28 protein-coding genes and 3 pseudogenes are annotated in these 26734 nt (G+C 70.5%); 18 read left to right on the forward strand and 13 right to left on the reverse strand.

Translation table 11 applies throughout. From position 1 onward, the window contains the following. Nucleotides 1-3: 3 nt before the first annotated feature. Both ACFVYS_RS27870 and ACFVYS_RS27875 read left to right on the forward strand, forming a co-directional pair. On the forward strand, nucleotides 4-603 hold the full coding sequence (locus ACFVYS_RS27870) for a TetR/AcrR family transcriptional regulator (protein ID WP_389506330.1): 600 nt from the start codon (nucleotides 4-6) through the stop codon (nucleotides 601-603). A 273-nt stretch (nucleotides 604-876) separates the two neighbouring features. Beyond that, a complete protein-coding gene (locus ACFVYS_RS27875; protein ID WP_389506332.1) occupies nucleotides 877-2094 on the forward strand; it encodes a PP2C family protein-serine/threonine phosphatase in 1218 nt (405 codons plus the stop codon). A 250-nt stretch (nucleotides 2095-2344) separates the two neighbouring features. Here the strand turns inward: ACFVYS_RS27875 and ACFVYS_RS27880 are convergent, their stop codons facing one another. Beyond that, a complete protein-coding gene (locus tag ACFVYS_RS27880) occupies nucleotides 2345-4063 on the reverse strand; it encodes a SpoIIE family protein phosphatase (RefSeq protein ID WP_389506334.1) in 1719 nt (572 codons plus the stop codon). Between the two features lie 193 nt (nucleotides 4064-4256). Between ACFVYS_RS27880 and ACFVYS_RS27885 the strand changes: the two genes are divergently transcribed. Beyond that, nucleotides 4257-5102: an RNA polymerase sigma factor SigF gene (locus ACFVYS_RS27885; protein WP_389506336.1), complete on the forward strand. Its 846-nt coding sequence runs from the start codon at nucleotides 4257-4259 to the stop codon at nucleotides 5100-5102. A 68-nt stretch (nucleotides 5103-5170) separates the two neighbouring features. Here the strand turns inward: ACFVYS_RS27885 and ACFVYS_RS27890 are convergent, their stop codons facing one another. Beyond that, a complete protein-coding gene (locus tag ACFVYS_RS27890) occupies nucleotides 5171-5635 on the reverse strand; it encodes an ATP-binding protein (protein WP_389506337.1) in 465 nt (154 codons plus the stop codon). A gap of 402 nt (nucleotides 5636-6037) precedes the next feature. Further along, nucleotides 6038-6275, reverse strand: a pseudogene (locus tag ACFVYS_RS27895) (aminoglycoside phosphotransferase family protein); the annotation flags it as partial. 348 nt (nucleotides 6276-6623) lie between these two features. On the opposite strand from ACFVYS_RS27895, the gene ACFVYS_RS27900 reads away from it, so the two are divergent. Further along, nucleotides 6624-7172, forward strand: coding sequence for a DUF1062 domain-containing protein (locus ACFVYS_RS27900; protein ID WP_389506339.1), 549 nt, complete (start codon nucleotides 6624-6626; stop codon nucleotides 7170-7172). 104 nt (nucleotides 7173-7276) lie between these two features. Here the strand turns inward: ACFVYS_RS27900 and ACFVYS_RS27905 are convergent, their stop codons facing one another. Next, nucleotides 7277-7873, reverse strand: a complete 597-nt coding sequence (locus ACFVYS_RS27905) for an HDIG domain-containing metalloprotein (protein ID WP_389506340.1) — start codon at nucleotides 7871-7873, stop codon at nucleotides 7277-7279. 181 nt (nucleotides 7874-8054) lie between these two features. Then, nucleotides 8055-8738, reverse strand: coding sequence for a hypothetical protein (locus tag ACFVYS_RS27910; RefSeq protein WP_389506342.1), 684 nt, complete (start codon nucleotides 8736-8738; stop codon nucleotides 8055-8057). Nucleotides 8739-9016: 278 nt separating this feature from the next. Here ACFVYS_RS27910 and ACFVYS_RS27915 point away from each other — a divergent pair, with 278 nt between their 5' ends. The 3 genes from ACFVYS_RS27915 to ACFVYS_RS27925 all read left to right on the forward strand — a co-directional run bounded on the left by ACFVYS_RS27915 (nucleotide 9017) and on the right by ACFVYS_RS27925 (nucleotide 11421). Continuing rightward, nucleotides 9017-9454: a VOC family protein gene (locus ACFVYS_RS27915; protein ID WP_389506344.1), complete on the forward strand. Its 438-nt coding sequence runs from the start codon at nucleotides 9017-9019 to the stop codon at nucleotides 9452-9454. Nucleotides 9455-9982: 528 nt separating this feature from the next. Further along, nucleotides 9983-11122 (forward strand): M4 family metallopeptidase, encoded by a 1140-nt coding sequence (locus ACFVYS_RS27920; RefSeq protein ID WP_389506346.1) that lies wholly within the window; start codon nucleotides 9983-9985, stop codon nucleotides 11120-11122. A 2-nt stretch (nucleotides 11123-11124) separates the two neighbouring features. Further along, the gene (locus ACFVYS_RS27925; protein ID WP_389506348.1) at nucleotides 11125-11421 is read left to right on the forward strand and encodes a protealysin inhibitor emfourin; all 297 of its coding nucleotides are present in this window, start codon (nucleotides 11125-11127) and stop codon (nucleotides 11419-11421) included. Between the two features lie 117 nt (nucleotides 11422-11538). On the opposite strand, the gene ACFVYS_RS27930 is transcribed toward ACFVYS_RS27925, so the two are convergent. Together ACFVYS_RS27930 and ACFVYS_RS27935 are read right to left on the reverse strand one after the other, a co-directional pair. Next, the gene (locus ACFVYS_RS27930) at nucleotides 11539-11820 is read right to left on the reverse strand and encodes a hypothetical protein (RefSeq protein ID WP_389506350.1); all 282 of its coding nucleotides are present in this window, start codon (nucleotides 11818-11820) and stop codon (nucleotides 11539-11541) included. 24 nt (nucleotides 11821-11844) lie between these two features. Continuing rightward, nucleotides 11845-12192 (reverse strand): hypothetical protein, encoded by a 348-nt coding sequence (locus ACFVYS_RS27935; protein WP_389506352.1) that lies wholly within the window; start codon nucleotides 12190-12192, stop codon nucleotides 11845-11847. A 50-nt stretch (nucleotides 12193-12242) separates the two neighbouring features. On the opposite strand from ACFVYS_RS27935, the gene ACFVYS_RS27940 reads away from it, so the two are divergent. Continuing rightward, nucleotides 12243-12428: a hypothetical protein gene (locus ACFVYS_RS27940; protein WP_389506354.1), complete on the forward strand. Its 186-nt coding sequence runs from the start codon at nucleotides 12243-12245 to the stop codon at nucleotides 12426-12428. Nucleotides 12429-12636: 208 nt separating this feature from the next. Here the strand turns inward: ACFVYS_RS27940 and ACFVYS_RS27945 are convergent, their stop codons facing one another. Beyond that, the gene (locus ACFVYS_RS27945; protein ID WP_389506356.1) at nucleotides 12637-13020 is read right to left on the reverse strand and encodes a hypothetical protein; all 384 of its coding nucleotides are present in this window, start codon (nucleotides 13018-13020) and stop codon (nucleotides 12637-12639) included. Further along, complete coding sequence (locus ACFVYS_RS27950) at nucleotides 13017-13223, reverse strand: hypothetical protein (RefSeq protein WP_389506358.1); 207 nt, start codon at nucleotides 13221-13223, stop codon at nucleotides 13017-13019. The genes ACFVYS_RS27945 and ACFVYS_RS27950 overlap by 4 nt, the downstream gene beginning before the upstream one ends. A 214-nt stretch (nucleotides 13224-13437) precedes the next feature. Between ACFVYS_RS27950 and ACFVYS_RS27955 the strand changes: the two genes are divergently transcribed. The 5 genes and pseudogenes from ACFVYS_RS27955 to ACFVYS_RS27975 form a co-directional block, all read left to right on the forward strand. Further along, entirely contained in the window at nucleotides 13438-14205 is a 768-nt protein-coding gene (locus ACFVYS_RS27955; RefSeq protein WP_389506360.1) for a hypothetical protein, read from the forward strand. An 808-nt stretch (nucleotides 14206-15013) separates the two neighbouring features. Continuing rightward, a complete protein-coding gene (locus ACFVYS_RS27960; protein WP_389506362.1) occupies nucleotides 15014-15148 on the forward strand; it encodes a hypothetical protein in 135 nt (44 codons plus the stop codon). Nucleotides 15149-15502: 354 nt separating this feature from the next. After that, entirely contained in the window at nucleotides 15503-17023 is a 1521-nt protein-coding gene (locus tag ACFVYS_RS27965; RefSeq protein ID WP_389506364.1) for a catalase, read from the forward strand. A 262-nt stretch (nucleotides 17024-17285) separates the two neighbouring features. Beyond that, nucleotides 17286-17618 carry a putative quinol monooxygenase gene (locus ACFVYS_RS27970; RefSeq protein WP_389506366.1) on the forward strand — a complete coding sequence of 111 codons (333 nt, stop codon included), beginning with the start codon at nucleotides 17286-17288 and terminating at the stop codon, nucleotides 17616-17618. A gap of 484 nt (nucleotides 17619-18102) precedes the next feature. Further along, nucleotides 18103-18285 (forward strand): annotated as a pseudogene (locus ACFVYS_RS27975) (WD40 repeat domain-containing protein); the annotation flags it as partial. A 141-nt stretch (nucleotides 18286-18426) separates the two neighbouring features. Here ACFVYS_RS27975 and ACFVYS_RS27980 read toward each other — a convergent pair. After that, nucleotides 18427-19152 (reverse strand): SDR family NAD(P)-dependent oxidoreductase, encoded by a 726-nt coding sequence (locus ACFVYS_RS27980; protein WP_389506368.1) that lies wholly within the window; start codon nucleotides 19150-19152, stop codon nucleotides 18427-18429. Between the two features lie 92 nt (nucleotides 19153-19244). On the opposite strand from ACFVYS_RS27980, the pseudogene ACFVYS_RS27985 reads away from it, so the two are divergent. Both ACFVYS_RS27985 and ACFVYS_RS27990 read left to right on the forward strand, forming a co-directional pair. Then, a pseudogene (locus tag ACFVYS_RS27985) lies at nucleotides 19245-19727 on the forward strand (XdhC family protein); the annotation flags it as partial. 75 nt (nucleotides 19728-19802) lie between these two features. Then, on the forward strand, nucleotides 19803-20396 hold the full coding sequence (locus tag ACFVYS_RS27990; protein WP_389506370.1) for a VOC family protein: 594 nt from the start codon (nucleotides 19803-19805) through the stop codon (nucleotides 20394-20396). A 45-nt stretch (nucleotides 20397-20441) separates the two neighbouring features. On the opposite strand, the gene ACFVYS_RS27995 is transcribed toward ACFVYS_RS27990, so the two are convergent. Beyond that, on the reverse strand, nucleotides 20442-20627 hold the full coding sequence (locus tag ACFVYS_RS27995; protein ID WP_389506372.1) for a hypothetical protein: 186 nt from the start codon (nucleotides 20625-20627) through the stop codon (nucleotides 20442-20444). A 47-nt stretch (nucleotides 20628-20674) separates the two neighbouring features. Here ACFVYS_RS27995 and ACFVYS_RS28000 point away from each other — a divergent pair, with 47 nt between their 5' ends. Continuing rightward, nucleotides 20675-21628: an SDR family NAD(P)-dependent oxidoreductase gene (locus tag ACFVYS_RS28000; RefSeq protein ID WP_389506374.1), complete on the forward strand. Its 954-nt coding sequence runs from the start codon at nucleotides 20675-20677 to the stop codon at nucleotides 21626-21628. 66 nt (nucleotides 21629-21694) lie between these two features. Here the strand turns inward: ACFVYS_RS28000 and ACFVYS_RS28005 are convergent, their stop codons facing one another. Next, nucleotides 21695-23206, reverse strand: coding sequence for an alpha/beta hydrolase (locus tag ACFVYS_RS28005; protein WP_389506376.1), 1512 nt, complete (start codon nucleotides 23204-23206; stop codon nucleotides 21695-21697). Nucleotides 23207-23323: 117 nt separating this feature from the next. Here ACFVYS_RS28005 and ACFVYS_RS28010 point away from each other — a divergent pair, with 117 nt between their 5' ends. Next, a complete protein-coding gene (locus tag ACFVYS_RS28010) occupies nucleotides 23324-24268 on the forward strand; it encodes a MerR family transcriptional regulator (protein ID WP_389506462.1) in 945 nt (314 codons plus the stop codon). 147 nt (nucleotides 24269-24415) lie between these two features. On the opposite strand, the gene ACFVYS_RS28015 is transcribed toward ACFVYS_RS28010, so the two are convergent. Then, nucleotides 24416-24745: a hypothetical protein gene (locus ACFVYS_RS28015; protein WP_389506378.1), complete on the reverse strand. Its 330-nt coding sequence runs from the start codon at nucleotides 24743-24745 to the stop codon at nucleotides 24416-24418. Nucleotides 24746-25546: 801 nt separating this feature from the next. On the opposite strand from ACFVYS_RS28015, the gene ACFVYS_RS28020 reads away from it, so the two are divergent. Continuing rightward, entirely contained in the window at nucleotides 25547-26551 is a 1005-nt protein-coding gene (locus ACFVYS_RS28020) for a LacI family DNA-binding transcriptional regulator (protein WP_389506380.1), read from the forward strand. The last annotated feature ends 183 nt before the right edge of the window (nucleotides 26552-26734 follow it).

Genomic DNA, 26734 nt, shown 5'->3' on the forward strand with positions numbered 1-26734 from the left:
CGAGTGCAGCACAAGAAGGACGCGCCCCTGCGCTCGGACGCACAGCGCAACCGTGAGCGCATTCTCGAAGTGGCCCTCGCCGAGCTGACGCTGTGCCCCGACGCCCCGCTCAGCGCGATCGCCAAGAAGGCGGGCGTCGGACAGGGCACCTTCTACCGCAACTTCCCCCACCGCGAGGCCCTCGTCCTGGAGATCTACCGCCACGAGATACACCAGGTCGCCGACAGCGCGGCCCACCTGCTCGAACAGCTGCCGCCGGAGCGGGCCCTGCGCGCCTGGATGGACCGACTGGCCGAGTTCGCCATGACCAAGGCAGGCCTCGCCGACGCGATCCGTCTCGCCACCAGCACACCGGGCGGCCCCGAGAAGCCGACGCACACCCCCGTCACCGACGCGGCCGAACTCCTCCTGCGCGCCAACGACGCGGTGGGCGCCATCCGGCCGGGCATGACCCCCGACGACCTGGTCCTCGCCATCGGCGGCCTGTGGCAGCTGTCACCCACGGACGACTGGCGCCCGCGTGCCGCCCGGCTCCTCGACCTCGTCATGGACGGGCTGCGCGCCGGGGCACCCGGGGCCGGCGGCCAGGCTCACCCGTCGTGACCCGGGCGCCGGTCGGTGACCGGTGTGTCAGGTCGAGTTCGGGCCTGCCGGACGCCCATGGCGCATCGGAAACAGACTGCTGAGTCCCACGACCCGGGCCTGGCTGGTCCGACGTGCCAAGGACGGACACCTCCTCGGGACGCTGGTGGGGGAACGGCTCGTCCAGCAAGGGGATTTCGCCCTGACCCGCCGTCCTGACCAGGCGAGATGAGGACTTTAGGTGATGTTGCGGAGACTCGGGGAAGAAGATGCGACAGCCGATAGGAGGTTGTCGTGGAGGGTGGAGATCTGGAACTGGGCGAATTGCTGTCCGCCGCGGAGGCGGCGCCGCCCGGTGAGTCAGTCGACGTCGTGGCGCACGATCTGCAGAAGCGGTTCGGCGCGGAGCGTGTGTCCTTCCTGTTCGTCGACCTCATCGGTCAGCGACTGGTACGCCTGGTCGCGGCCGGCGGTGAGGCCGCGGACGATGCCGAGCCGATCGACCTGCACGGCAGCGTGTACGACAGCGTTCTGCGCAGCCAGCGCCAGCATGTGGAACCGGACGGCCAAGGCGGACGGCGCGTCATCACGCCGGTCACCAACCGTGGCGACTGCATCGGCGTCCTGGAGGTCACCCTCCAGTCCGCCGACGACACGGTGCTGCGGCAGGTCCGAGACGCGGCACACGCGCTGGCCTACATCATCGTCACGGACCGCCGCTTCACCGACCTCTACCACCTGGGCGGGCGCACCACCGAGACCAGCCTGGCCGCGGAGATCCAGCACCAGCTGCTTCCCTCGGCGCCCTGCTGCGAGGCGGACCAGTTCACCCTCGCCGCCGGGCTGGTGCCGGCCGACGACATCGGTGGCGACACCTACGACTACACCCTGGACCGCGACACGCTGCACCTGTCCATCACCGACGCCATGGGCCACGACACGGACTCGGCCCTGCTGGCCACCCTGCTGGTCGGCGCGCTGCGCCGGGCCCGCCGCAGCGGCTGCGACGCCCTCAAGCAGGCCCGCCACGCCCACCAGGCCCTGCTCAGCCACGGCCGTGGCCTGGCCACCGGGCAGCTGCTGTGCGTCGACCTCGATACAGGTCGGTGCGAACTGGTCAACGCCGGCCACCCCAGGCCGCTGCGGCTGCGCGACGGCATCGTCGAAGAGGTCAGGCTGGCCGTCAACCTGCCCTTCGGAGTGGTGGCCCCCACCGCGTACCGCCTACAGGAACTCCAACTGCGGCCCGGAGACCGCCTGGTCCTGCTGACCGACGGAATGCAGGACCGCGATGCCGCGGCCGTCGACCTGTCCTCGGTCATCCACGACACCCGCGCGCTGCACCCGCGTGAAGCCGTCCGGAGCCTGACCGCCGCGGTGCTCGACGCCTGCCGCGGCAAGCTCAAGGACGACGCCACGGTCCTGATACTGGACTGGCACGGCAATCGCGCCGACCGGACGAGACCGGACCCGCCCCGCAGCGACGAGCCCGCAGCGACGCAGGTGAAGTGACGGGGACTCCCGATCGCCCCCGTCGACGAGACCACGGACTACCAGGGCGGCGACAACGGCTGCCTGACCGATCCGGCCCACCAGTACGCGGCCTGACCGGCTGGACCGCGAGCGGCGGACAAAGAGCCGACCCGGCACGGGCGCCGGCCAGGCCGAGTGGGCCACGCCGCATCGCGGGGTGAGCGGGTCCGCACGCAGGTCCCGACAGCTGACACCGCGGCGACCTTGAGGTGATGGGGGAGCGTGCGGGTCATGTCCGGGTGGGGGCCCGCACGGCGAGCAGGGCGACGTCGTCGTCGTTGGCGGTCGGGCGGACCCGGCGCAGCAACTGATCGGTGAAGGAGTCCAGAGGACGGTGGGCGAGAGCGGCGGCGTGCCGGCGCAGCCGGTGCAGGCCCTCGTCGAGGGTGTGGCCGGGTTCCTCGATCAGGCCGTCGGTGTACAGCAGGAGGGTCGATCCCGGCGGCAGCAGGGCGGTGCCGTCGGTGCGGGGTCCGCCGGCTCCGGTGCCCAGGAGGATGCCGTGGCCGCCGGTGAGGTATTCGGCCAGGCCGTCATGGCTGATCAGCAGGGGCGGAGGGTGGCCGGCGTTGCTCCAGGACAGCTTCCACCGGCCCTCGTCGGCCTCTTCGACCCGGGCGAGGATCATGGTGGCCATGGTGACGTCGGTGATGTGCATGACCGCCTCGTCGAGGCGTTCGACGATCCCGCTGGGGGGCTCTTGCAGGGCCCAGGCGTAGGCGCGGAGCATGTTGCGCACCTGCGCCATGCCGGCCGCGGCCTCCAGATCGTGTCCGACGACATCGCCGATGGCCAGCGCGGTGGCGCCGTCGGACAGCGAGAAGGCGTCGTACCAGTCACCCCCCACCTGCGAGGCGTCGGGCGCGGGCAGATAGCGGACCGCCATCTGCAACCCGGGCACGCGCGGCATCTGTGGCAGCAGATGGTTCTGCATGGTCTCGGCGACCTTGCGCTGGCGCTGGTAGAGGCGCGCGTTGTCCAGCGCGAGGCCGGCGCGGCGGGCGATGTCCTCGATCAGCGGAAGATCCGCGGTCCTGAAGTCCCCGGGCTGTCTGGCCCGGCCCAGGGTCAGGGCCCCGAGGACGGCGCGGGTGCTGCGGATGGGCGCGATGGCCGCCGAGTGCACTCCGGTGGCGTCGAACAGGCGGCGCTGTTCGACCGCGATGCCGGAATCCGGCGGCCCCTGGTAGGTCTGCGGGCCGGCCAGCGTGGAGGCGACTCCGCGCAGGGCCCTGGACAACGGCATCGGCGATTCCTCGGGGATCGGCGGCATCGGTCCCTGAAGCTCTTCGTGCGGCACGAGGGCCTCACCGTCCGCCTCGACGACTACGGTGCGCCACACCTCGTCACGTTCGGTGATCAGGTCGATGATGACCCAGTCCGCCAGTCGGGGCACCACCAGGGTCACCAGGCGCCGCAGTGCCTCGTCGACATCGAGGGTGGAGGTCAGCTGGGTGGTGGTCGCGGCCAGGAGCGCGAGCCGTTCGAGATCCGGCAGCAGGGTGGCCGCCGGCTCCGGCCGCGTGTCGGCCTCCTGCGGTAGCCGGCCGTGGAAGAGGACGAGCGTGCCGCGTTCGCACCCACCGAGATCGAACGGGGTGATCAGCCACGAGATGGGCCGCACGGTGCCGTCTCCGTGTGCGAAGTAGTCCTCCTCGGCCTGGTCGGTGCGCCCGGCGTGGAAGGCCTGCCGCATACGGCACTGAGTCCTCGGCAAGGGCTGGCCGTGGGCGTCCCGGTGCAGCAGGTCGTGCGCGTCATGGCCGAGGAGATCTCCGGCGGGCCGGTCCAGGAACCGTTCGGTGCGGGAGTTGACAGCGACGATGCGGCCCCGCTCGTCGACGACGTAAGCCGCGGTCCCGATGGCTTCCAGCACCTCGCCGACCCCGGTGGCAGGCGCCGACAGGAGCCGTCTCGGGTGGCTCTGCGTGTGCTCCGGTCCTGCCATGCCCTGACCTCCTCAGCCGCTGGGCAGCACGTCCGTTCGGCGCACCGCTTGTTCCGACTGCCCCGGTACCGATGAATCCCACCCTCCGGGTGACAGCCGGCATAGGTGCACAATGAGGGGGTATTCGCGCGGCGGTGCCGGTTGCGTTCAGCCGGCGGAGGCGATCGGGCTTCGATATCGGGAGGGGCAGGTCATGGAACTCATGAGGGCGACGGCTACGGACACGCAGGCGGGCGAGTTGCCGGAGGTCGCCGATCCCTCTCGCGTCGCGCCGAGGGACGCCCGCGAGCTGTCACGGCTGTTCTTCGACCGGCTCGCGGTGCTGGAGGAAGGCACGCCGGAGCACCAGTACGCGCGCAACACGCTGATCGAGATGAACATGTCCCTCGTCCGCTTCGCGGCCGGCCGGTTCCGCAGCCGGGGGCCGGAGGAGATGGAGGACATCGTCCAGGTCGGCATGATCGGACTGATCAAGGCGATCGACCGCTTCGACCTCTCCCGGGAGGCGGAGTTCACCTCCTTCGCCATCCCCTACATCGTGGGCGAGATCAAGCGGTTCTTCCGCGACACCACCTGGGCCGTGCACGTGCCCCGCCGGCTCCAGGAGGCCCGCGTCCAGCTCGCGCGCGCCACGGAGGAGCTGCGCAGCCGGCTGGGCCGCACCCCGACGGTGAAGGAGCTGTCGGAGCTGATGAGCCTTCCCGAGGAAGAGGTGTGCGAGGCCCGCCTCGCCGCGAACGGCTACAACTCGTCCTCCCTGGACGCCGCCATCAGCGGCAGCGAGGACGGCGAAGCGGCGCTCCAGGACTTCATCGGCGCCGAGGACCGGGCTCTGGAGCTGGTGGAGGACTTCCACGCCCTGGCCCCGCTGCTCGCCGAGCTCGGCGAGCGGGACCGGCAGATCATCCACCTGCGGTTCGTGGAGGAACTCACCCAGGCCCAGATCGGGGAACACCTGGGCGTCTCGCAGATGCATGTCTCCCGACTGCTGTCGCGCACCCTCGCCCGGCTGCGCGAAGGCATGCTCACCCCGCACTGACACGGCCCCCGCACTGAAACGGCGCCGCGAGCGAGGCGGGCACACCGCCCGCCCCGGCCTGCGACCGCTCAGGCAGGGAGGCTCTGGCCGACGGGCTTGCGCAGGCGGAGATGCGCGACGATCTGCTTGCCGGTCTCCAGGGCGATGGTGTGCAGCTGGTCGCACAGCCGGGTGACCAGATAGAGGCCGTGCCCGCCGACGCGGCGGGCGTCGTGCGCGCGCAGTTCGAGCGGGCGCGGGGAGCTGTCGCGCACGGTGATGCGCAGCAAGGCGGCATCGGGCGTCACCTCCAGCGCCAGGTCGCCCGGACCGGGTGCGTGGCGCAGCGCATTGGCGATCAGCTCACTGACGACGAGCTGGGCGTCCTGGCTCGGCCGGTCGTCAGGGGGAATGCCGGCCTCGGCCAGCAGGGTACGTACGGCTGCTCGGGCTTCGGAGATCGATACGTCTTCGGTGTCCCAGGCGGCGCTGTATCGCAGGGGCGCCGCGGGTTCCTGTTCATCCGATGCCCGGTTCTCAAGCGCGGTGACCATAGAACTCTTTCCGTGGGTCGTTGCTTGTCATTCATCACAGGTGGTCGTTGTCGCAAAATCCGCGTACCCACTGTCGCCTCGCTCATGGGGCATTTCTGCCCTCGGTGACCGGCGAGGGGGACGGGGCCGGCGCCCGTGAAGTACTCGGGCGGGCCGCAAAATGGGGCCTGGGACAGACCCGCAGGGTGGCCGGGCGGCCCCGCAACGCCTGTGGACGCGCAGCAGGACCTGGTCCACGTGGGTCCCTGGCCATGCCGGAAACGCAACGAGAGATCCTGCGCCAGGAGGGCCGCACGTCGCCGGAGCGTTCTCAGCCGGCCGCGTGCGCGAGCGGCCCCGCCGCCGGATGTCGAAGCCACTCCCGGCCCTCGCCACCCTGCCCGCGTCCGGTACCGTCTCGGCTCAGCCCAGCGTGTCCATCAGAGCGGTGACGTAGGCATCCAGCCGCTCTTCCACGGCCCGCGTCGTCAGCTCCGCCCTCCCGGCCTCCTGCCACGGCCGCGCCACCCACTGCAGGCCCGCCGAACGCCGGCCCGTCCAGCAGCCGCCGGTACAACCGCTCGCTCGCAGCCGCGGCCAGCACCCCGCCGGCCTCCTCGTACGCCCCAGCGAAACGCAGACCCCACGCCGGGGCAGCAAGGCCAGATCCGGGCGGCGGCCCGCGCGAAAGCCTTCGTCGGAGGCGATGACGACGGTGATGACGATGGCGACAGCGCCGGCGACGCAGCAACCGGAGCATCCGTAACGCGGACCGGCGACGGGCTCTGTCCGTGATCCGCCGGACAGGATCTGGCGGTGAGGCGCCTCTCGAAAACCGGTGGAGCAGCGCCGCTGTGCGCCATTATCGTGCTGCCGAACCAAGTCGTCTGGGCAAGGACGTGCCGTTGTACACCGTGTGAGACCTCCCGAGTGCTGATTCGTCGCGCGTCGCGCATGTGCGCCGCGCTGCTTTTTGCTGCGGACTTCTCACTGAAACCGGTGTACTTCTGTGCTCAATAGCTGGGTGGTCACGCCCACCTGCCTGCCGACCGTTCTCCGCCGTTGCCCCGCGTGCGCGTCCGACCGCTTCCGGGCAAACGGCAAATTTCGCGTCAACGCCCACCACAAGCTCCTCGATGCCTGGCTCCTCGTGCTCTGCACCGCTTGCGGGGACACGGCGAAGCTCACGGTCCTGGAACGGATGAACGTGCGCTCCGTACGACCCGAGCTGCTGGACCGGCTGCATGACAACGACCCTTCTCTGGCAGCCGAGTTGCTTCAGGACCCGGTCGTGCGGCGCCGAAACCGCGTCGCCCTCGACTGGGACAACGCCTGGCGCCTCGACACCGGCGGGTCGGATCACCTGGACCGCGAGGTGATCGACGTCTTGGTCCGCTTCGCGGCCCGGATCCCGGTCCGGCCGGTGCGACTGATCGCCGAAGGCTGCGGTCTGTCGCGTGCCGAGGTCGAGAGGCTGATCACGGAGGGGAGTGTTGTTTCGGCCGTCCGGCTGAGCGGCAAGCTCTCCGGCGACTTCACCTTCACGCTCAAGCGCTGAGCCCTCTTCGGGACCGGGGCCTGTCCGGCAAGTTCCGCCGGACAGGCCCCCGGCCCGCCGCGCGCGCGCGCGCGCGGGGTCGCCGTAGCAGGGCGCCGCCGGCCTCAAACCTGCGCGTGGCCGTATCGCCCTCTGATGGACGTCAGATCGGGTTCGCCGAACCGGGCACGCAGCAGGCCGAATGTGTGGACCTTGTCCACGCCGAACTTCTCCACGCGCCTGGCGTAGGTGTCGGCGCTGAGGAACGTAGGGGGAGTCGTCTTGCTGTGGAACTTGTCCGCGTACATCACCAGTTGCTCTTCGACGGTCTCGGCCAGATAGTCGGCCTCGGGTATGCCGAGCCCCTGATGGCGGACGTCGTGCCTGGTCAGACCCACTCCCGTGTGGCAGGAGCAGAAGCGGCGCAGGCGCTCCGGGAATCCCTCCTCGTGGAGGATCTCGTGGCCGAGGACGCCATGGCGGATGTAGTTGCGGTGATCGATGTGACCGGCCTCGTCGTACAGCCGGTAGACGCCGATGTCGTGGAGCAGGGCGCCGACACGGATGAGGTCGGCGTCGACGGGGAGGTCTGTCTGCTCCACCAACTGCTCGGCGATGACGCAGACGATCTCGCAGTGGGTGAAGACGAGTTCCAAAGCCTCGTCCGATGGCGCGTACCGCTCGTGCAGCGCGCGTACCTCATCGACCGTCGGCAGGATCACTTCGGCAGCGTACCCAACGGCACGTGAGGGAGCCCGGGTGGCCCGCTCAGGCTGCGGTCGGGGTCACGCCGCCCCCCGTGAGCAACACGACCCCGGTGGTGCGCAGGACGCCCAACTCGTGCGTCAGCCGTTCTGTGCGGGCCACACCTAGAGCCCTCGCGACAGACGTGATGAAGGCCTGTCAGGGGGTGAAGACCTCGTCGAGGCGGTCGATGGCCCCGCTGCCGTCGAGGTGGTAGGTGAAGACCAGCCCGGAGTTCGGGTGTGCCTCGAGCCAGTCCAGGAACTCCTGGACGCCGAACGGCTGGTTCTCGGTGCTCTCGACGATGGGGTTGGTCACGGTGACGTATGCGGCCTGATCCATCGGGATGTAGGTCTCCTCGCCGACTGTCTCGAACGGTGCGCCGTCCGAGTCGGGCGAGCCGCACCCCCAGTTGCCGTGCTTGACGATCAGGCTCAGAGATCCCCCTTCCGGCGTGTAGCGGTAGACCGCGACCTCGTCGGGGGAGATGGGCATCTTGTGGTCACAGTCCTCGGCATCGCTGTCGGCGCCCACCGACGCCGTCGCCGTGGGGGCCGGGGGCTTGGAGGCAACCGGAACGACACCGGGGGACTTGACCGCGCTGCCTGTGCCCGTGGAAGCCTCCGCGCCGGGCTTCTTGCCCGTCGTATCGGCGTCCGCCCCCGTCTTGGCGCCGGTGCCGATCGCCGTTGTCGCGCTCGGTTTCGCGTCACTGCCGGCGCTCGCCGTGCCGCCGTCCCCGGAGCACCCCGTGAGGCCCAGCGCGCTCGCGGCGCACAGGCCCAGTACGACCGCTCGGACGGCGCCCGGTCTGCGACGGCTCATCCTCGGTGTGCGGTTCATGTTCGTCCCCCATCTTGCTTGTTCGAGCTTGCTCGTTCGAGATCTCCGTGAGCCTCGGCGGCTCGGGAGGAAGGGACGAGTTTCAGCCGTCGACAGTTGCGCCCTGGCCAATTTGTTATGTCGCCGCACGGTCCGAGGTGCGTATCCGGGTCTGGTCGCCGGCGGGCAAACCCGCTCCGGACGCCGGACAGGTCACGGTCGGCCTCGACGGTGCCCTGGTACTCGGCTGCGTCCTTGCCGAAAGGACCCGATAGGCCCGGCTCGGTAGCATGCGAGGCATGGCCATCAAACTTGAGAACGTCGGTATCGCTGTTCGCGACCTCGAAGCTACGATCTCGTTCTTCACCGACCTCGGCCTCACGGTCATCGGCCGTGACACGGTCAGTGGTGAGTGGACCGACACCGCCGTCGGCCTTGATGGCAATCACGCCAACATCGCGATGCTCCAGACGCCGGACGGCCACGGTCGCCTTGAGCTCTTCGAGTACATCCACCCCGAAGCGATCGAGTCGAAGCCCACTCTTCCCAACGAGATCGGCATGCATCGCGTCGCCTTCTCGGTCGACGACCTCGACAAAGCCCTTGAGACAGCCGCAAAGCACGGATGCCGGCCGCTTCGCGGTGTGGCGACCTATGAGGACGTCTACAAGCTCACGTACCTCCGCGGTCCCAGCGGCATCCTCGTGATGCTCGCCGAGGAGCTGAAGAAGAGCTGACGGCTGATCGGGCGGGCCACCGGCCTGCCCGCCACCCGCTCTGGAAGGCGAAAGGGTCCACCGAGTCCGTCTTCCGGCTCCGTCTTCCGACTTTGTCCACGGACCCTCACGCAAGATCGAGGCGGGGCGTGGTAAACGCCCCTCATTTCTCGCCGTCTGTCGGCGTGTCCGGTTGCTCGAGTTGCGTTTGCCGAATACCACGGACGGCAGGAGACTGGAGATATCAGCGTGACTGCGCCGCTGGAAACGGGGATGCTCGGTGCCAACGCTTCTGCCCGCTGCTGCCACACCAGCGGGCAATGCCGGTTTGTTTTCTGCGACTGGTTATGTTGAATGTCGAAAAACTGTCCTTGCGTGGGTGGTCGAACGCGAGCGGCGACGATCTGAGAAGAGTCGATCACCCAGTCGAAACGATGAATGCTCAACCGTCGGTGATCTCACCCAGGAGGTGTCCCATGAGTAAGGCTCGACCGATCAATTGCATCATCCCCCCGTACATCCTCGACAAGCTCCTGGACAGCGACGACAGTGAGGTACGCCAGGCCGCCTTGGACACCCTGTTGGTCACCGCTCGGCTGCGGGGCGAGCGCGGGGTCCGGAGCGTCCTTCGCCGGCGCGGCCGCCCCCGGCAATGGTCGACGCACCCTCTTCGACTGCGAGCAGGAGGAATTCCTCGGCAACGCTGTCCTGGCCAGGCCGGAGGACGGCCCGGAGACCGCGGACCCCTCCGTCAATCGGGCGTTCGACGCACTCGGCCTTACACGCGATTTCTACAATGAGGTGTTCCGGCGTAATTCCATCGACGGCCGTGGAATGCGCCTGGATGGATACGTTCACTTCGGATTCCAGGTCAACAATGCGTTCTGGGACGGACGTCAGATGCTCTTCGGTGATGGGGACGGAAAGGAATTCAGTAACCTCACCGGGTCCCTCGAAGTGATCTCTCACGAGTTGACGCACGGAGTAACCGATCACACCTCGGAATTCGAGTACCACAATCAGTCCGGGGCCCTGAACGAGTCGATGTCGGACGTCTTCGGGTCGCTGGTGAAGCAGTGGTCACTGAAGCAGACCGCCGAGGAGGCGGACTGGCTGATCGGGGCCGACGTATGGACCCCGGGAATCGGTGGCGACGCCCTGCGCTCGATGAAGGACCCAGGGCACGCGTACAACAATCCGAAGTTCGGAAAGGACCCCCAGCCCGACCGGATGAGCAAGTTCCTCCACCTGCCCGACACCAAGCGAGGGGATTCGGGCGGAGTGCACTTCAATTCCGGCATTCCGAACAAGGCGTTCTTCCTGACGGCCGTACGCATCGGCGGCTTCGCATGGGAGGCTGCCGGAACCATCTGGTACGAATCGCTCAAGGCGTCCAGCGCCGATGACGAGTTCCAGGTGTTCGCGGGTACCACCTTCCAGAAGGCCGGGGAACTGTTCGGCGCCGGCAGCCCTGAGCAGTCGGCCGTGCTGTCGGCATGGCAGGAGGTGGAAGTCCCGATCGCGGGCGTCCCGACCGGAGTCGCCCGGGTGCGGAGCTTCGCGGTCAACGGGAACGGCGGCGCGACCCGGGGGGACGGCCAGGCAGCCCTCGCCAAGCAGATCGGGGCACTGAACGACAAGCTCACGGGGCTGGCCAAGGACGTGTCCGCGCTGAAGGGCACCGTGTGACGGTGACCCTGGAGACATACGGCGGGCTGGCGGCAGCGACCAACCTCCGCCGCCCGCCCAAGGTGCTGGACACAGCCGCCCTGCCCGAGACCGCCGCGGCTGAACTGGCCCAGCTGCTGGCGGCGGCCGTCTCGATGCCCCAGGAGGACCAGGCCGGCCGCGCCAGGGATGCGATGAGCTACACGATCACAGTGGAGGAGGGCGACCGGGTGACAGTCCTCGAACAGTCGGACGCCGCCATGACCCCTGCCTTCGCGGCCTTGCTCACTTGGCTCAGGAAGCACTTCGCGCAGCAGTGACGCGCAACCGCAACGCCGTGACCCAGCGGCGCAGTTGGTGTCAGCTGTGTGCCGTACAGGTCTCGGCCGCCGCCTCGCGGTTGTGGGCGGCGAGGTCGTGGCGCGGTGGCGGGTCGGTCATGCCTGCGTCCAGGTGTGGAGCAGGGTCTCCCGCGCGTGCGGCTTCGGTGTGCTCTCCTGACCGTGCTCACGGCCCCAGGCTTCGAGGGTTCGCAGGTCCGCGGTTCCCGCCACGAAGCGGGCGAGCAGGTCCTGGGAGAGCGCTGCCTCCTCTGCGCCGTAGCCTCCGGCCGCCGCCGAGTACACCCTCACCTCTTCCGGCCCGTTGTCTGTTTCCAGCCGCAGAGTCATCGCCGTCGGGCCCTGGCCGATGAAGGGGTCAAGGGCACGGACGAGCACCTCGTACGACGCCTCGGACAGGCGCTAGAGCTGGAGCAGGCGGCGGGTGATCTCCCGGTACTGCCTCAGTGCGTGCCGGAGTTCGTCGGACGGGGTTGCGGAGTCCTGGTCCTCCCAGCCGGCCCGCAGGGTACGCCGCCGTTCCGCGAGGGCGTCCACAAGTTGGGCGGCGGCTTCGTCGTAGGCGCTCTCCGCCTCCTCCAGAGCCTCGCGCGGGGTCTCGGTGAAGGTATTGAGGGCATGCCCGAGGCGCAGGGCGATCCTGTCCCGGTCGCCCAACGGGAGCAGTGGCTCCGGGCCCGGGCTGCGGCGCTCGGCGTGGCTCCCGGTCTGTCCCGCGGGCTGCTGGGCGCGTGTTTGGTCGTACATCATCAGGTGCCGCTTCCGTTCCGCCCGAAGGCGCTCTTGGTCTTCTCGACGGCTTGCTTCAGACTTCCGGCGACCAGGCCGATCCTTCCCTGCTGCGGCTGCGGCTGCGGCTGCAGCTGCGGTCGAAGTCGCTGTTCGGGGTGACCTGGCCCAGGCCTTCGACGGTCCTGTCCTTCATCGACTGCGCCGTGTCTCACGGGCCGGGCAATGGTCATGGCCGCCTCGCTGTCGTCCGGTAGGTGGGCCCGCGAGGTCTGGGTGAGGCGGGCGGGCGGAACGCATCACCTGTGTTTCGTAGTGGCCTGACCCTGTGCCGTGCTGCCAGTCAACGTCCGGCGAGGGCGGGTGTCAACGCCGTGACCATGCGATCAGGGCCGCAGCGCGTGCCCCCGGCCGTGATCCGCACCGAGGCCGAGCAGCCCTTTTGTGGCGTTCGTTTCCAGAGCCTCACGCGGTACGCCAGGACTCCAGGCGCTGCGCGATGGTGCGTAGGTCGGCCTCCTGTGCGCGGACCGCCCGAGCGAGTTCGTACAGCTCGTCGTCCTTGGCCTGGAGGGGCTGACCGGAGACGTGCATGTACTGGCTGGCGCAGGCCCAGCCGATCACCAGGTTGTAGTCCGTGAAAGGGCGCAACAGCAGCGCGGTGTGCAGGAAGGTCGCGGCCCGGGAGCCGATTTCCTCGTAGTAGAGGACGCCACGCTCCCGCTCGAACTTGTGCCGGTCGGCCATGATCGCCAGAGTGCCCCAGTCCGCGATGGGCACGTTGAGCGGGGAGATCGCCGACTGGATCTGCAGGACCCAGCCGACGTCTACGCGGATGATCGGGCTCACCGCTGTCCCTCAGGGAAGCGGGCAGTGATGCCGGGCAGGATTCGGGCGGCTTCGGCGACCGCGCCTTCGACGAAGGAGATCCGGTCGGCCTCCTCCACCGTCACATCGTGTACGTGCTGCTTCAGGCTTCGGCCCGTCAGAGCGGCCCGCTCGCGCAGCCGAGCCATCTCTTCTTCGCTGAATTCCACATTGAGTGCAGGCATGAACTCAAGGTACCGCCACTGGTACCGCATGCGGTACCCGCCCGGGGTGAGCGGGTCTGGCGGGTCAAGGTCGTACCGTCCGCGCAGACGCCCCGGCCGGCGAGGCCACACCGAACGCGCCGCACCCTGCACTGAGTACGCCTACTCATGCCTGCCCACGTCGGGGCGGCGACGATGGGCTGGTTGCGCGAAACGTACGAACCGGAGGCGGGGCATGGGCAGGTTCCTGGGGGCGGTGGTGGCCGTCGTCGCGGCGGCTGCGGCGTTGGTCTTCGCATACGTGGCAGGCGCACCGCCCGCGGTGGTGTTCGCCGTCGGGGCGGGCGTGCTGAGCCTTCCGTGGCTGATACTCCTTCTCACGCTGCCCTGGAACCTCTACTTCCGTGCGCACGCGGTGCTCGCCGAGATCGCGGTGAGCCGTGAGAAGGGCATGGAGGTTTCCCAGGCCCGCGATGCCGAGGCCGCGCGGATCGCCCGCACGATGCTCCGGACGGCGATCGCGGGTCATGTCCTGACGGTGGCGGTCGTCCTCTCCGTGACCTGGGCGACGGGTGAGTTCACGGGCTACTGGTTCGCGGCGTTCTTCCTGCTGAGCACCTTCTTCCGGCCGGCCGGCGCGTACTTCGGCCAGCTCCGTCGGCGGCTGGGCACGCTCCTGAAGGACGTCACGTACCCGCGGGACGACGTCGTCGAGGTGCGGGCCCGGGTGGACCGTGCCGAGGCCGGGACGCGGGCCCTGGAGGAGAAGGCGGAGGAACAGTACAAGGCCCTCGCCGAACTGCGCCGCACGGTGGACGCGCTGGCCATGAGCACGTACGAGCGGGCTGAGGAGGTGGACCGCAGAATCGCCGCGCTGGGGCGGGAGTTCGAGTCCACCGTGAACCGTCTCACCGACAATCAGGACATCATCGCGGGCGTGAAGGCGTTCCTGCGCCTGCTGCGCACCACCGACGTGGCCGACGGCGCCCCGACGTCCGGGTGACCGGGGCCTGATGGCCCTAGGCGCGTCGGCGCCACCCGGCGCTGGCGCGGATTCCGTGCGGCCGCGAAAGGGCTGTCCTTCGGCGTCACGGGTCCACACGGTCGCCGGGGAGGGCAGGTCGGGCCGTCGGCGCGGCGCCCACCGCTTGAGAACGCCTGCGGGCTGGCTGACAGTGGGATGCATGAGCCGCCACCGAAGTCCACCACGCAGGGCGCCGTGGATCGTGGGTGGGGCAGCCGTCCTGGTAGCGGGTGGCCTGGGGATCTGGGCGCTGACGGCGTCGGACGGCGGTACCCCTCGGCCCGCGCCGTCGGTTTCGAGCGCCCTGTCCTTGCCCACGCTCGACCCGCTGCCGTCCCTGACGGCCGAGCCGGAAACCTCCAGTACGGCGCGTCCGAGCCCCACGGCTACCCGGACCGCTCCCTCCACGGCGACGGCCGGGCACCCCACGCGCCCCAGCGCCCAGGGGACAGCCGGCCGCACCCCTTCCCCCTCGCACCCTTCTGCCGTGCCGATGACGACATCGCCGCCGGTACGGTCCGAGGAGCCTGCACGGTCACCACGGCCATCGCGCACTTCGACGCCACAGCCGCGACCAAAGACAACGCCGACGCCGACGCCGACCCCAGCCCCCACACCGACGGTGTCCGTACCGTCCGCGCCGACGGTGGCCGCGTCGGCTTCGGTGCCGAGCGTGTCCACACCGTCTTCGACCCCGGTACCCACCCAGTCACCGACGGCCGAAAGCAGCCCGGCGGCGGCGACGCATTGGTACACGTCTTCTGTGGCTCAGGCCGCTGCTCAGCGCATGGCCATCTCGGGGACGGTGGGCGACCCGGCGTGCTCGATGTCGGCCCTGGGCGAACCCGACCCGCAGCTGGTGCCGCAGGTCGGCCGTATCGGTATCGGTACGTACGGCCACTACTGGTGTCTGATCTGGTAGTGATCCCTTCACTCTCCGGGCACTCCCTGCGGACAGGCAGACGGGCAGGCGGGTGGGCGGGCCGGACCGCGCGCCGACGGCTCTGGCCCGGGCAAGTGGGTCGGCCGGATGCGATCGGCCGGGAACAGCGTCCCGGCCGCTCTCCTCGCGGCGGGGCGTTTACCGCGGCCGCTGCGGGTCACGCGGCTCACGGAGAGCGGAGAGTCGCCACCAGGATCCGCTGAGGACGACTCGAGCGTGTCCGTGCGGCCCGAGCCGGGGCGGGGAGTGCCCCGGCCACTGCGCTGGGCGGACGTCCGGGCGTCAGGGCCGGACCGGCCCGCTCGTCGCAGCCGAGAGACGAAAGGCAGACGTATGACGGAGATCCGACCCGCCACCACGACCGACTCGGGCGCCCCGGCGGAGAGTGACGAACACTCGCTCACCGTGGGGCCCGGGGGACCGATCCTGTTGCAGGACGCCTATCTGATCGAGCAGATGGCGCAGTTCAACCGGGAGCGGATCCCCGAGCGCCAGCCACACGCCAAGGGAAGCGGGGCCTTCGGCCGTTTCGAGGTGACGCACGACGTCAGCGCCTACACCAGGGCGGCCGTGTTCCAGCCGGGTACCCGTACCGAACTGGTCACCCGCTTCTCGACCGTGGCCGGCGAGCGCGGCAGCCCGGACACCTGGCGTGACCCGCGCGGCTTCGCGGTGAAGTTCTACACCAGCGAAGGCAACTACGACATGGTCGGCAACAACACGCCGGTGTTCTTCGTGAAGGACCCGATGAAGTTCCAGCACTTCATCCGCTCGCAGAAGCGCCGCGCCGACAACAACCTGCGCGACCACGACATGCAGTGGGACTTCTGGACCCTTTCCCCGGAGTCCGCCCACCAGGTCACCTGGCTGATGGGCGACCGCGGTATCCCGCGGACCTGGCGCCACATGAACGGCTACACCTCGCACACCTATATGTGGATCAACGCCGCGGGTGAGCGGTTCTGGGTGAAGTACCACTTCAAGACCGATCAGGGTGTCGAGTGCTTCACCCAGCACGAGGCCGATCAGATGGCCGCGGTGGACACGGACTACCACACGCGTGATCTGTTCGAGCACATCCGGGACGGTGACTTCCCCAGCTGGACCCTGCACGTGCAGGTGATGCCGTACGGGGACGCGGCGGGCTATCGATTCAACCCCTTCGATCTCACCAAGGTCTGGCCGCACGGCGACTATCCGCTCATCCCGGTCGGCCGTATGACGCTCGACCGCAATCCCACCGACAACCACGCCGAGATCGAGCAGGCGGCCTTCCAGCCCAACAACCTGGTCCCCGGCATCGGACCGAGCCCGGACCGGATGCTCCTGGCCCGGCTGTTCTCGTACGCGGACGCGCACCGCTACCGCATCGGTGCCAACTACCAGCAGCTTCCCGTGAACGCACCCGTCGTCGACGTCCACACGTACTCGAAGGACGGGGCGATGGCCTACCGCAAGACGACCGATCCGGTCTACGCGCCGAACTCCAAGGGCGGTCCAGAGGCCGATACCGCCCGCTACGGCAGCCCGCCGAGCTGGGAGGCGGACGGCGAGATCACCCGTAGCGCCTATGTCTCGCATCCGGAGGACGACGACTGGGGCCAGCCCGGCACCATGGTGCGCGAGGTCCTCGACGACGCAGCCCGCGACCGCCTGGTCGACAACGTCGTGGGACATCTCCTCAACGGTGTCACCGAGCCTGTTCTCCAGCGTGCCTTCGAGTACTGGTCGAACATCGACGAGTCCATCGGCAAGCGCATCGCGGACGGTGTACGAGCCAAGGCCGACGAGAAGGATCCCAAGGCCGCCGAACAGGGCAACCCCGCACGACGGGCCATGCAGCACAAGGCGTGAGGCTCGCTCGGCACCGCTGGGTTGCGCCCGAGCCCTCGGACGAGCAGGCCGCCGACGCTCGGCGGTACCCCGGCTTCGCGCCGGGAAGGCGACGCCTGCGCCGACGCGCAGTCCGCCGCCGTCGAGCGTCGTGCGCACACCGGCTCGTCGGCGAGGGCCGGGTGCACGGACGTGGCATCGTCAGTGCTTGACGAGGCCGCCGACCGCCCGGCAAGGGGGGTCGCCACCCCCGAGGGCCGTCCACGACACACCAGGAAAGCTCATGATCTTCATCACCGCCCGGTTCCGTGTCCTTCCCCAGCACGCTGACGACTGGCCCGACATCACCCGAGGCTTCACCCTGGCGACGCGCGACGAGCCCGGGTGTCTGTGGTTCGACTGGTCGCGCAGCGTCGACGATCCTGCCGAGTACGTGCTGATCGAGGCGTTCCGCGACGACGAGGCCGGCTCGGCCCACGTCTCCTCTGAGCACTTCGTCGCGGCCTGCGCCGAATTGCCGCCGTATCTCGCCGAGACCCCCAGGATCGTGAACGTGACCGTCCCGCAGAACGATTGGTCCCTGCTCGGGGAAATGGCGGTACAGGACAACCGCTGACGCAGATCACCGCCCACCGGTGTCGGGCACGGTTCGGCAAGGAACCCGGCACCACCCCGCCCCGGCACCCCTATGGTCCGGGGCGTCAGTCGTAATCCGCTTACGCAGTTCTCCATTTCATCAGTCCGGATCGGGCTTGCTCCTGCGAGCTGTAATCGACTCGGATTCAATTTCCGCCTGCGACGGTTGTCGACGGCGACCGCTGTGTCGGAATCGTCGGTCACACGCGGGTCACCCGCCGGGACGAACGTGGTGCAGTCCGTGTCGCAGCCGGGACCACCGCACGGCCGCCCGGGCGGTCATCCGTCAGGGGTTGCCCGCTCTCCTGCGACCTTGCTGCTCGCGGCCGGTTTCCCGGCTTGCCGTGAGGACGGGAAACAGGAAACCCGTCGACCTCCCGGGACCCTGCGGCCAGTCTGATGCCGAGAGACCGAGCACGCGTACGAAGGTGGTGCTGCCGGCCGGCACCGTGGGCGCCCGGGCTGTGGCCTTCGATCCCCGGGGCCGCACCCTGGCCGTCGCGGCGAGGGACGGCACGGTCCAGGTGTGGGACACGGACCGGGGGCGCCGCGTCGCGTCCTTCACCGGTCATGTGGGGCAGGTCGACGCGCTGGCGTACGCCCCGGACGGCCGGACGCTCGCGTCGGCCGGCGCCGACCGGACCGTCCGCCTGTGGGACACGGTGCGCGACCGGCCGGCGGGCGTGCTTCGGCGGTTCGCGACCCGAAGACCGTGTACGAGCGGACGCAGCCCAGCCTCCTGGCATCCTGGCCTCCTGGCACGAACGTCGATCAGCTCACGGGCCGGCTCAGAGCGTGGTGCCCGTCTCCTCGGCCAACGCCCGCAGGAGTCGGTCCTGGAATGCCTCGTCGTGGACGGCGCGATGCGGTTCGAGGCGCTCACGGTGGTACCAGTACCCGCCGGTGGTCAGGGCCTGCGGTTCGTCGCTGGAGGCGAGCCACTCCTGCGTCCGATGACCCAGCTCCAGATCGTCCGGTGCGCCCGGTCCGCCCATCTTCGTCGGCACCCAGCCCGGATCGACCGCGTTGCTCGGTACCTCTGGACGCAGACGAGCCACCGCGGCGGCGAGCGTGGTGACGAACAGCTTGCTGTCGGAGTACGAGCCCGCGCTCCTGCCCCGCCAGTCGACTCCGGCGAGCGAGGGGCGGCCACCGAAATGCGAGCCGCTGCTCAGGTACACCAGTCGGCCGGGCCCGCGGAGCAGGGCCGTGAGCAGGTACGGCGCGATGATGTTGACCGGCATGACCGCCGGTCCGCTCCAGACGCCGGCATTGTGGATGACCGCGTCGAGCGGTCCCGCGTCGTTCAGTTCCGTGGCGATGTGCCGTACGGCGTCACGCTCCGCGAAGTCGCCGACCACGAGGTGCGCGCCACGGTCGACCAGCGCGTCGAGGCCGGCCGCGCGCTGCCGGTTGCGGGCGTGCACCACCACGTCGTGTCCCGCGGACAGCAGCGAATCGGCCGCGCGCCGTCCCAGGCCGTCCGCGGAACCGGTCACCAGGATCCGACTCACGCTCTCACCTCCTCGTCTCGTCCCCTCATGGTCGCCCGTCCGAGGTGAAAGGGGAGCTGGTCGGCGATGAGGGCGGCGACGGTGATCAGGCTGCGGTCGCGTGCTGCCAGCTCGGTGGCTACCGGGTCACCGTCTGCGACGCCCGTGCGGTCTTCGCCGCGGCAGCGCGTTTCCCGCATGCGGACGAGGTCGTCGTCGACTGGCCCCACCGCTACCTGCAGCACACGGAGGTGGACACCCGAACCGCCGTGTGCGTGCTCACCCACGACGCCAAATTCGACATCCCCCTGCGGAGCCTCGCCTTCGAGCTGCCCGTGGCCTACATCGGCGCGATGGGATCCCGGCGCACCCACCACGAACGCCTGCGCCTCCTGCGCGAGGCAGGCGTGTCCGAGGAACGGCCGGCCCGACTGCGCTCCCCGATCGGCCTCGACCTCGGCGCCCGTACCCCGCAGGAGACGGCTGTCTCCATCACCGCGGAGATCATCGCCGACACCAACCTGGGCACGGGCCTGCCCCTCTCCCGCGCCACCGGTCCCATCCACCGGCCGCTCCCCGACCCGGTGCCCGGTTGAACGAAGCCGCTGTTCCGACGCCGACAGCGGCGGGGACAATGAGCCGCGACGAGTTCGACGGCTTGGGGGAGCGGGATGCTGACCGGGATCGTGATCGACGCGCTGGATGTCGGGCGTATGGACGGCTTCTGGCGGGAGGCGACGCGCGGCCGGATGGGTGGCCTGCGGCTGCGCTTCGTGCCGACCGCGATGCCGAAAGCGGCGCAGAAGAACCGACTCCATCTCGACCTGGCAGGGGGGCCGGACTGGGAGGCCGAGGTGGCGCGGCTGCTCGCACTCGGTGCGACACGGGTCGACATCGGGCAGGGGGACGTCCCGTGGGACGTGCTGGCCGATCCGGAGGGCAACGAGTTCTGCGTGCTGCGCCCCGGTCACCCCGGAGTGCTCGCCGACTCCGGCCTTGTCGCGCTCTGCCTCGACGTCGGCGAGGAGGACCGTAGCGCGCAGCGGGCCTTGTGGGAGTCCCAGGCCGACTGGCACGAGGTCGAGTCCCACCACTGGGGTGTCCGGCTGCGGCGGAGGCCTACCAGCACGGTCTCGCTGGTGATGGGGCCGCCCGCGGCGCCCAAGGCGGGGCGGAACAGACTGCGCCTGGAGGTCACCCATCGCGACGGGGAACCCGGCGAGTTCCTCGACGCCGGCGGGAACGAGTTCCACGTCACGTGCTGACGCCTGGCTGCCTCACCGGCGTCAGACGGCCCGACGCGGTCCCGCTCACGGCTGGGGACCCGACGAGGTGCGCCGGGTGTTCGATGCGGCGGTGCCGTGGCGGGCGTCGACCGGGTGTGCGCGTCGCTCTGTCCTTTCGCCCGCGTCGGCGACCATGCGGACGAGGGTGTCGACGAGTTCGTCGGCGGTGGCGTTCAGGCTGTCGGTGTCGAGGTGGCCGCTGAGCTCCATGTCCGCGATGCCGTGGGCGCCGGTGAGCAGCAGGGCGCCGTAGTGCCGTGCGTTCGGCTCCCCGACGAGGTCGGCGACGATGGCCAGGAACTCGCAAGCGGCCGGCCGAACTCCAGAAACTGTTCGTCGTAACCGGAGCCGCCACGGGCATGGGCGCGGCGGCCGCCCGCGGACTGGCCCGGCGGGGATTCCACGTCCTGGCCGGCGTGCGCGGCGACTGTGACGCCGACGCCATCCGATCGAACGGCATCGAGCCGGCCATCCTCGCCATCACGAAGCCCGAGGCGATGGAGGCGCTCGCCGCGCGGATCGCCGGGGACGCGCGGCCGCTGCACGCACTCGTCAGCAACGCGGGCATCCAGGTGAACGCCCCGGTCGAAGCGCTGCCGATGGCGGAGTGGCGGCGGGTGTTCGAGGTCAACCTGTTCGGCCACATCGCCGTCACCGAGGCGCTCCTGCCCGCGCTGCTGTGCAGCGAGGGCCGCGTGATCAACATGAGCTCGGGCGGCAAGATCGCCATGGCCACGTACGGCGCGTACGCCGGGGCGAAGTTCGCCCTGGAGGCGGTCAGCGACTCGCTCCGCCGGGGGGGCGCGCCGCAGGGCGTGCAGGTGGTCCTGGTCGAGCCCGGCGGCGTCCGCACGGAGATGGCCTCCCGCGGGATCGCGACGGCGAAACGTCTGGCCGCCCGGATGACGCCGGAGCAGGACGAGCGTTACGGCGGCCTGGTCCAGGCCAACAACAGGTTCATGGCATCGGGCACGACGTCGGACCTCACCGCCGACGCCGCGGCCCGGGTCATCGCGAAGGCCGTGACGACCCGCAGGCCGCGCACCCGCTACCCCATCGGCAGGGATGCCGCCCTGGGCGTCCGCCTGGCCGGGATGCTGTCCGACCGCACGCTCGACCGAGTCGCCGCCGCCAACCTGCGCCGCCACTACCCGAAGGACGTTCGCCCTGCCGCAGCAAGCCGGTTCCCGGCCCTTGCCCTCTGCACATAGCCTGACGGCGTAGGCGGGTCTCCCTGCTGTGGTGTACGCACGGCGCGCAGGCCGGACGGCAGTCGGTCAGTCGGTCAGGCGGGTCACCACCGAGCGCATCGCGTGGCGCAGAGCGGGGCGAACCTCCTCGGGCGGATCGAGGGTCTCGAACCCGTGGTGGCCGTTCGGGACGTCGACCAGTTCCACCGGCGCCCCGCAGTCCTTGGCCGCGGTCACGAACGCCTCCACGGAGGCGGCGATCTCGGGGGTCTCCAGCCCCGCACGGAGGAGGACGATGGGCAGGGCGCCCGCGTGCGCGACCGCCTGGTCCGGGCGGAACCGGGTGCCGGCCAGCCCCCAGTTGGGCAGCGGCGCCAGGATCGGGTAGGAGGCGGCCAGGCAGCGCAGCCAGGCCGGAGGCGCGGTCAGCCAGTCCGCGGTGAGCAGGCCGGCGCCGGAGAAGAACCACAGGGCGACCCGGTCGGCGTCCACCCGGGGATCGGCCCGCACCTGCTCCACCGCGGCGGTCACGTCCGCGGCGGCGCGCTCGTAGTCGGCGACATCGTGCAGCCGGTGGTCGAGGGTCACACCGACCATGCCCTCGGCGGCCGCCAGGCGGGCGTACCCCACCAGGGTCGGCCAGTCGCGCGGGGTCGGCCGGGCCCCGGCGGGCACCGGACCGCCGTGCACGAAGACCACGGCCGGTCGCGGGCCATCGGCGTCGGGGACGTACAGGTCGACAGACCCCCTGCGGTCCCGGGGCAGTTCGGGCACATCCAACGGGAACGGGCGCAGATGGGCGGGCGGTGCGGCGACACCGACCGGTCGCAGGCGGCGCCCCTCACCGGCCGCGGCCCGCAGCAGGACATCCGCGAGCCCGACGGGGCTGGACAACATCGGCCAGTGCCCCGTGGGCAGTTCGAAGAAGGTGACCTGAGGATCGGTCAGAGCCGCCAGCGCGGGGTCGCCGAAGTCGACGAGCCGTTGCACCAGGTCGATGCTGACGCCGTTACGCGTGCACAGCACCCCGGTGGTGGGAACCGCGGCCACCGCTCCGGTCAGCCGCAGCGGCTGAAGCAGGGTACCCAGCGGCTGCGGCGCGGCAAGGGCGGTGAGCCGGTCCAGTGCCGCGTCGGAGACACCGGCGGTATTGCCCCAGCGCTGCCACTCGTCACGGGACGGCGGCGCCAACTCACCCTCGTACTCAGCGTGTCGGGCCTGCTCGGCCAGCCGCGCGCGCAGTGCCTGGTCCGGTACGGCGGCCAGCGCCGGGACACCGTTCTGCGGCATCCCGCAGTCCAGGTACACGACCCGGGCGACGCGCTGCGACCGCCGGTCGGCGGCGCCGATCACCGGATGGATGCCGTAGTCGTGACCGACGAGCACGATCTCCCGGCCGGACACCGCGTCGATCGCCGCGATCACGTCCGCGACATGCGTCTCCAGATCGACGCGGGCCGAGGCGGCGGGGCGGCCCGCGTCGATTCCGGTGAGCGGGACCGCGTGCACCTCGTCGCCCGCCGCGGCCAGCCGCGCGGCCGTCTCCTGCCAGACATGGGTGCCGGTGAACACACCTGCCACCATGATGAACACGGTCATGGCACTCTCCTCGGTCACATGACGTCGCGCCGGTCGCGTACGCCGTGATGCGCAGGCCGGGACGTTCGCCCGGTCCGCGCGCCGGTACCGTAGGAACTCCCCCAGAGGGAGGTTCAACTGTCCACGTCGCACGAGGTGCTCTGGAGCATCGGCGAGCTCGCCGAGCGCGCGGGTGTCACCGTGAAAACCGTCCGCTTCTACTCCGACCAGGGTCTGCTGCCCGAGGCCTCCCGCAGCGGCGGCGGGCACCGCCGGTACGGCCGCGAGGCGCTGGAGCGGCTGCGACTGATCCGTTCCCTGCGCGCCCTCGACCTGCCGCTGCCCGGGGTGCGCCGGGTCATCGAGGACGAGGGCGCGGCGGGCCGTGGTCTGGAGGACGCCGTCGCGGGCCGCCTGCGCGAACTGGGTACCGAGCTGAAGACATTGCGCTGGCGGGAGGCGGCGCTGCGGCTGGTGGGGGAGTGCCCGCCGGCGGAGCGGGCCGACCGACTGCGGCTGATCGGCGCGGTGAGCAGCCCGCCGAGCACCGCACCCCTGGCCCGGTTCTGGCGTGGCTGGCTGCCGCCGCGGATGCCGGCCCGGGCGACGGCGGCGTTCCTGGAGGTGGCCGTTCCGCAGCCGCCCGACGAACCGGACCCGGCGCAGGTACTCGCCTTCGCCCGGCTGCACGCGATGACGACGGCCCCCTGCACGGGCGGCCGGCAGCCCCAGCCGGAGGTGCACCAGGTGGCCGGGGCCCGTGGGGCGGCCGTGCTGTACGCGGGTCTCGCCGAGGCGTACGAGCTCGCGGGACCGCAGCTGCGCCGGACACGGGATCCGCAGCCGGGTGAGGCGCTGGACGCCTACGTGGCGGCGTATGCGAGCGCGTACGGCGGCCGGGACACCCGGGAGTTCCGTCGTCTGCTGGCCACGCGGCTCGCGGCCGGGCCGCGGCTGGACGGGTACTGGGAGCTGACGGCCGTGGTGCTCACGCCGCCTGGCCGCAGACCGGAGCCGACCCCGGGCTCCGCGGACCACTGGCTGCGCACGGCGCTGGAACGGGACAACGCCGGAGCGGCGTAGGCCACGGGGGGAGAAGCCGACCGTCGGTATGCCGAAGGTCGGCATGGCCCGCGGCGGTGTGTGCGCCCCTCGTCGGGACGGTGCCGCACGCGGCCCCGACGACGTGGACGCGGCGATGGCCGCTGCCAGACCGACGAGCGGACACGGCTAGTCACCCATGAACCACAAGTAGCTGCCCGGCGTCGCCGCACACGCTTCGAGGAGCTCGGCAAGGTCAAGCAGGGCCGCCTTCTGCTGCTCGTCGGTGCACCGCTGTGTCAGGGTGGCAACTTCCCGTCGGGCGACCTGAGCCTCCTGCTCGTTGAAGAACGTGTCGCCGTAGGGATCCACCCAGCCGAGCTTGCCCGAGCCGTGCCGGTCGAGCCCGCTCAGCGCACCCGCCAACGCTTCACCGTGCTGGTACGAGCCGCGCAGCAACGTCCCTCGGGACGCCCCCCGCCGAGGCCGCCCCGAGTGCAGTTCCAACTCGATCCCCATGACCCCTCCTTCGGCCTCGGACACCGAAGCTTCGCAGAGACCGGACCTAGCGCTCCAGCGCGCTCAGGACGGCGCTGGCCATGCCGCGCTCGCCGCCGTCGTTGGGGTGGACGACGGCTGCCGGGCTGCCGGGCGGAGGGGCTCGATCCAGCGGGTGCCCGCCGGGGAGCAGCCGGCAGCCGGTCCGAAGGGCACCGTGTACCTGCGCTACGGGCTCGCCGGCGGCCCGCCCGCGACGGGCGACATGACCGCAGCCGATCGCGGTGTCGGTCGCGAGGACTGAAGCCGTCCGGCGCCCAGGGGTGTCCGTGTCGTCGGCGCTGAGTCCGCCAGGTCCGGCAGGTCGGCCCGGTCGGTATTCCGTCACGGCGTCGGCAGCTTCGAGGTGCCGACGCCGTGACGCAGGTGTGCCTCGCCGGAGGGGCGCCGCCGCCCCGCTCAGGAGACGGCTACCACCACGTTGGACCACGGGGTGCTGAGCGACCCCCTGAGCAGTCTCCCCCTCTGCGGGCCCGGGGTCCCGGACCGTGGTGAACAACGCATCCGGCGCCGGATCCAGGGCCGCCGTCAGCCGCCGGGTGGGTGGTGACCGATGCACGGGCGGAAGAGATCACCGATGACGGTGCGTGGGAGTAACGGCGCGCCGGCAGACGCGGGTTGATAGCGCGGGCCCTCCCGGACGCCGGTAGAGGCGGCACCCGGGCCGCGAGCGGACCCGGCTTCGTTCGGTCCTTCGGCCCGTGCATACTCGGGCTCTGCGCACGCGCCGGCGTTCGCGAGAAGAGAAGAAGGAGGTGGGCGATGGTGTCGACACCGGGGGCCGAGCCCCGGAAGATCACGATCAACGACGTCGCCAGGTCCGCCGGAGTGTCCCGACAGACCGTGTCGCGGGCGCTCAACGACAAGGGCGAGATCGACAGCGACACCAAACAGCGCGTGCTCGACGCGGCGCGCGCGCTCGGCTACCGACCGAGCCGATTCGCCCGGGGGCTGGTCCGCCAGGACACCATGACCATCGGGCTGGTCATCCCCGATCTGCTCAACCCCTTCTTCACCGAGGTCGCCGCCGGAGCCCTGGAGGCGGCCAGGTCCCGCGGCTGGCACGTGGTCGTGTACGCCACCGCGGACCGGGCGGACGAGGAACTCGGCACACTCCAGGTGATCACCTCGCAGGTGGACGCGGTCATCGGCTACTTCAGCTGCTCCGAGAGCGAGCTGGAGTCGTACACCCGGGGCATGCCGGTGGTGCTCATCGGCCGGGAGGGCCGCAGCACGCGGTTCAGCTCGATCCGGATCGACGGCGAGCAGGGCGTCCGTGCCGCGGTCGCGCACCTGGTCGCGGAGGGGCACACCCGCATCGGCATGCTGGACCACCGGAGCCGCGCCACGCCCAGCATCCGGCACGACTGGTTCACGGCGGCGGCGCGCGAGCAGGGGGTCGACGCCGGCCTGGTGGCCGATGCCGACCAGACGGCCGACGGGGGAGGGGAGGCGCTGCGGACCCTGCTCGCCGCTCATCCCGAGGTCACCGCGGTCTGCACCTTCAACGACATCATCGCCGTCGGCGCACTCCGTGAGGCACGAAGGCTGGGCCGCAGCGTCCCGCGGGATCTGGCGGTGATCGGCTTCGACGGCCTCCAGCTCGGAGCACTCGTCGAACCCCCGCTGTCCAGCGTCGCCCTCGACACGCGAAAGCTCGGAGCACTCGCCATCGAGCAGCTCGCACGACTGCTGTCGGGGCTGGGCACCTCGGAGGCCGACGACCTGGTCGTCCACGCGGAGCTGCACCTGAGCGGATCGGCCTGACGTCATGGGCGGCCGTCCGCCTCGCATGTCTTGACATGGCTCCGCGCCCGAGCGCAGACTTCCGAACATCCCACCCCACACGTCGAGAACCATCTGCAGGAAGTCTGAAAGCAGTCCCGTGAGCGCTCCCGTGAACGTTCACGGGAGCGCTCACGGAACCGGCAGAAGCCGCACGGCGAGCCA

This window comes from Streptomyces sp. NPDC058295 (assembly GCF_042880655.1).
Lineage (GTDB): Bacteria > Actinomycetota > Actinomycetes > Streptomycetales > Streptomycetaceae > Streptomyces > Streptomyces coriariae.

What these genes read in the sequence shown, in the direction of transcription:
- ACFVYS_RS27880 (WP_389506334.1), bottom strand. Translation starts at nt 4,063, where the DNA reads ATGGCAGGACCGGAGCACACGCAGAGCCACCCGAGACGGCTCCTGTCG.
- ACFVYS_RS27965 (WP_389506364.1), top strand. Translation starts at nt 15,503, where the DNA reads ATGACGGAGATCCGACCCGCCACCACGACCGACTCGGGCGCCCCGGCG.
- ACFVYS_RS27910 (WP_389506342.1), bottom strand. Translation starts at nt 8,738, where the DNA reads ATGAACCGCACACCGAGGATGAGCCGTCGCAGACCGGGCGCCGTCCGA.
- ACFVYS_RS27960 (WP_389506362.1), top strand. Translation starts at nt 15,014, where the DNA reads ATGGCCATCTCGGGGACGGTGGGCGACCCGGCGTGCTCGATGTCGGCC.
- ACFVYS_RS27995 (WP_389506372.1), bottom strand. Translation starts at nt 20,627, where the DNA reads ATGGAGCTCAGCGGCCACCTCGACACCGACAGCCTGAACGCCACCGCC.
- ACFVYS_RS28005 (WP_389506376.1), bottom strand. Translation starts at nt 23,206, where the DNA reads ATGACCGTGTTCATCATGGTGGCAGGTGTGTTCACCGGCACCCATGTC.
- ACFVYS_RS27950 (WP_389506358.1), bottom strand. Translation starts at nt 13,223, where the DNA reads ATGCCTGCACTCAATGTGGAATTCAGCGAAGAAGAGATGGCTCGGCTG.
- ACFVYS_RS27935 (WP_389506352.1), bottom strand. Translation starts at nt 12,192, where the DNA reads ATGATGTACGACCAAACACGCGCCCAGCAGCCCGCGGGACAGACCGGG.
- ACFVYS_RS27915 (WP_389506344.1), top strand. Translation starts at nt 9,017, where the DNA reads ATGGCCATCAAACTTGAGAACGTCGGTATCGCTGTTCGCGACCTCGAA.
- ACFVYS_RS27990 (WP_389506370.1), top strand. Translation starts at nt 19,803, where the DNA reads ATGCTGACCGGGATCGTGATCGACGCGCTGGATGTCGGGCGTATGGAC.
- ACFVYS_RS27890 (WP_389506337.1), bottom strand. Translation starts at nt 5,635, where the DNA reads ATGGTCACCGCGCTTGAGAACCGGGCATCGGATGAACAGGAACCCGCG.
- ACFVYS_RS27955 (WP_389506360.1), top strand. Translation starts at nt 13,438, where the DNA reads ATGGGCAGGTTCCTGGGGGCGGTGGTGGCCGTCGTCGCGGCGGCTGCG.
- ACFVYS_RS27885 (WP_389506336.1), top strand. Translation starts at nt 4,257, where the DNA reads ATGGAACTCATGAGGGCGACGGCTACGGACACGCAGGCGGGCGAGTTG.
- ACFVYS_RS28015 (WP_389506378.1), bottom strand. Translation starts at nt 24,745, where the DNA reads ATGGGGATCGAGTTGGAACTGCACTCGGGGCGGCCTCGGCGGGGGGCG.
- ACFVYS_RS28020 (WP_389506380.1), top strand. Translation starts at nt 25,547, where the DNA reads ATGGTGTCGACACCGGGGGCCGAGCCCCGGAAGATCACGATCAACGAC.
- ACFVYS_RS27970 (WP_389506366.1), top strand. Translation starts at nt 17,286, where the DNA reads ATGATCTTCATCACCGCCCGGTTCCGTGTCCTTCCCCAGCACGCTGAC.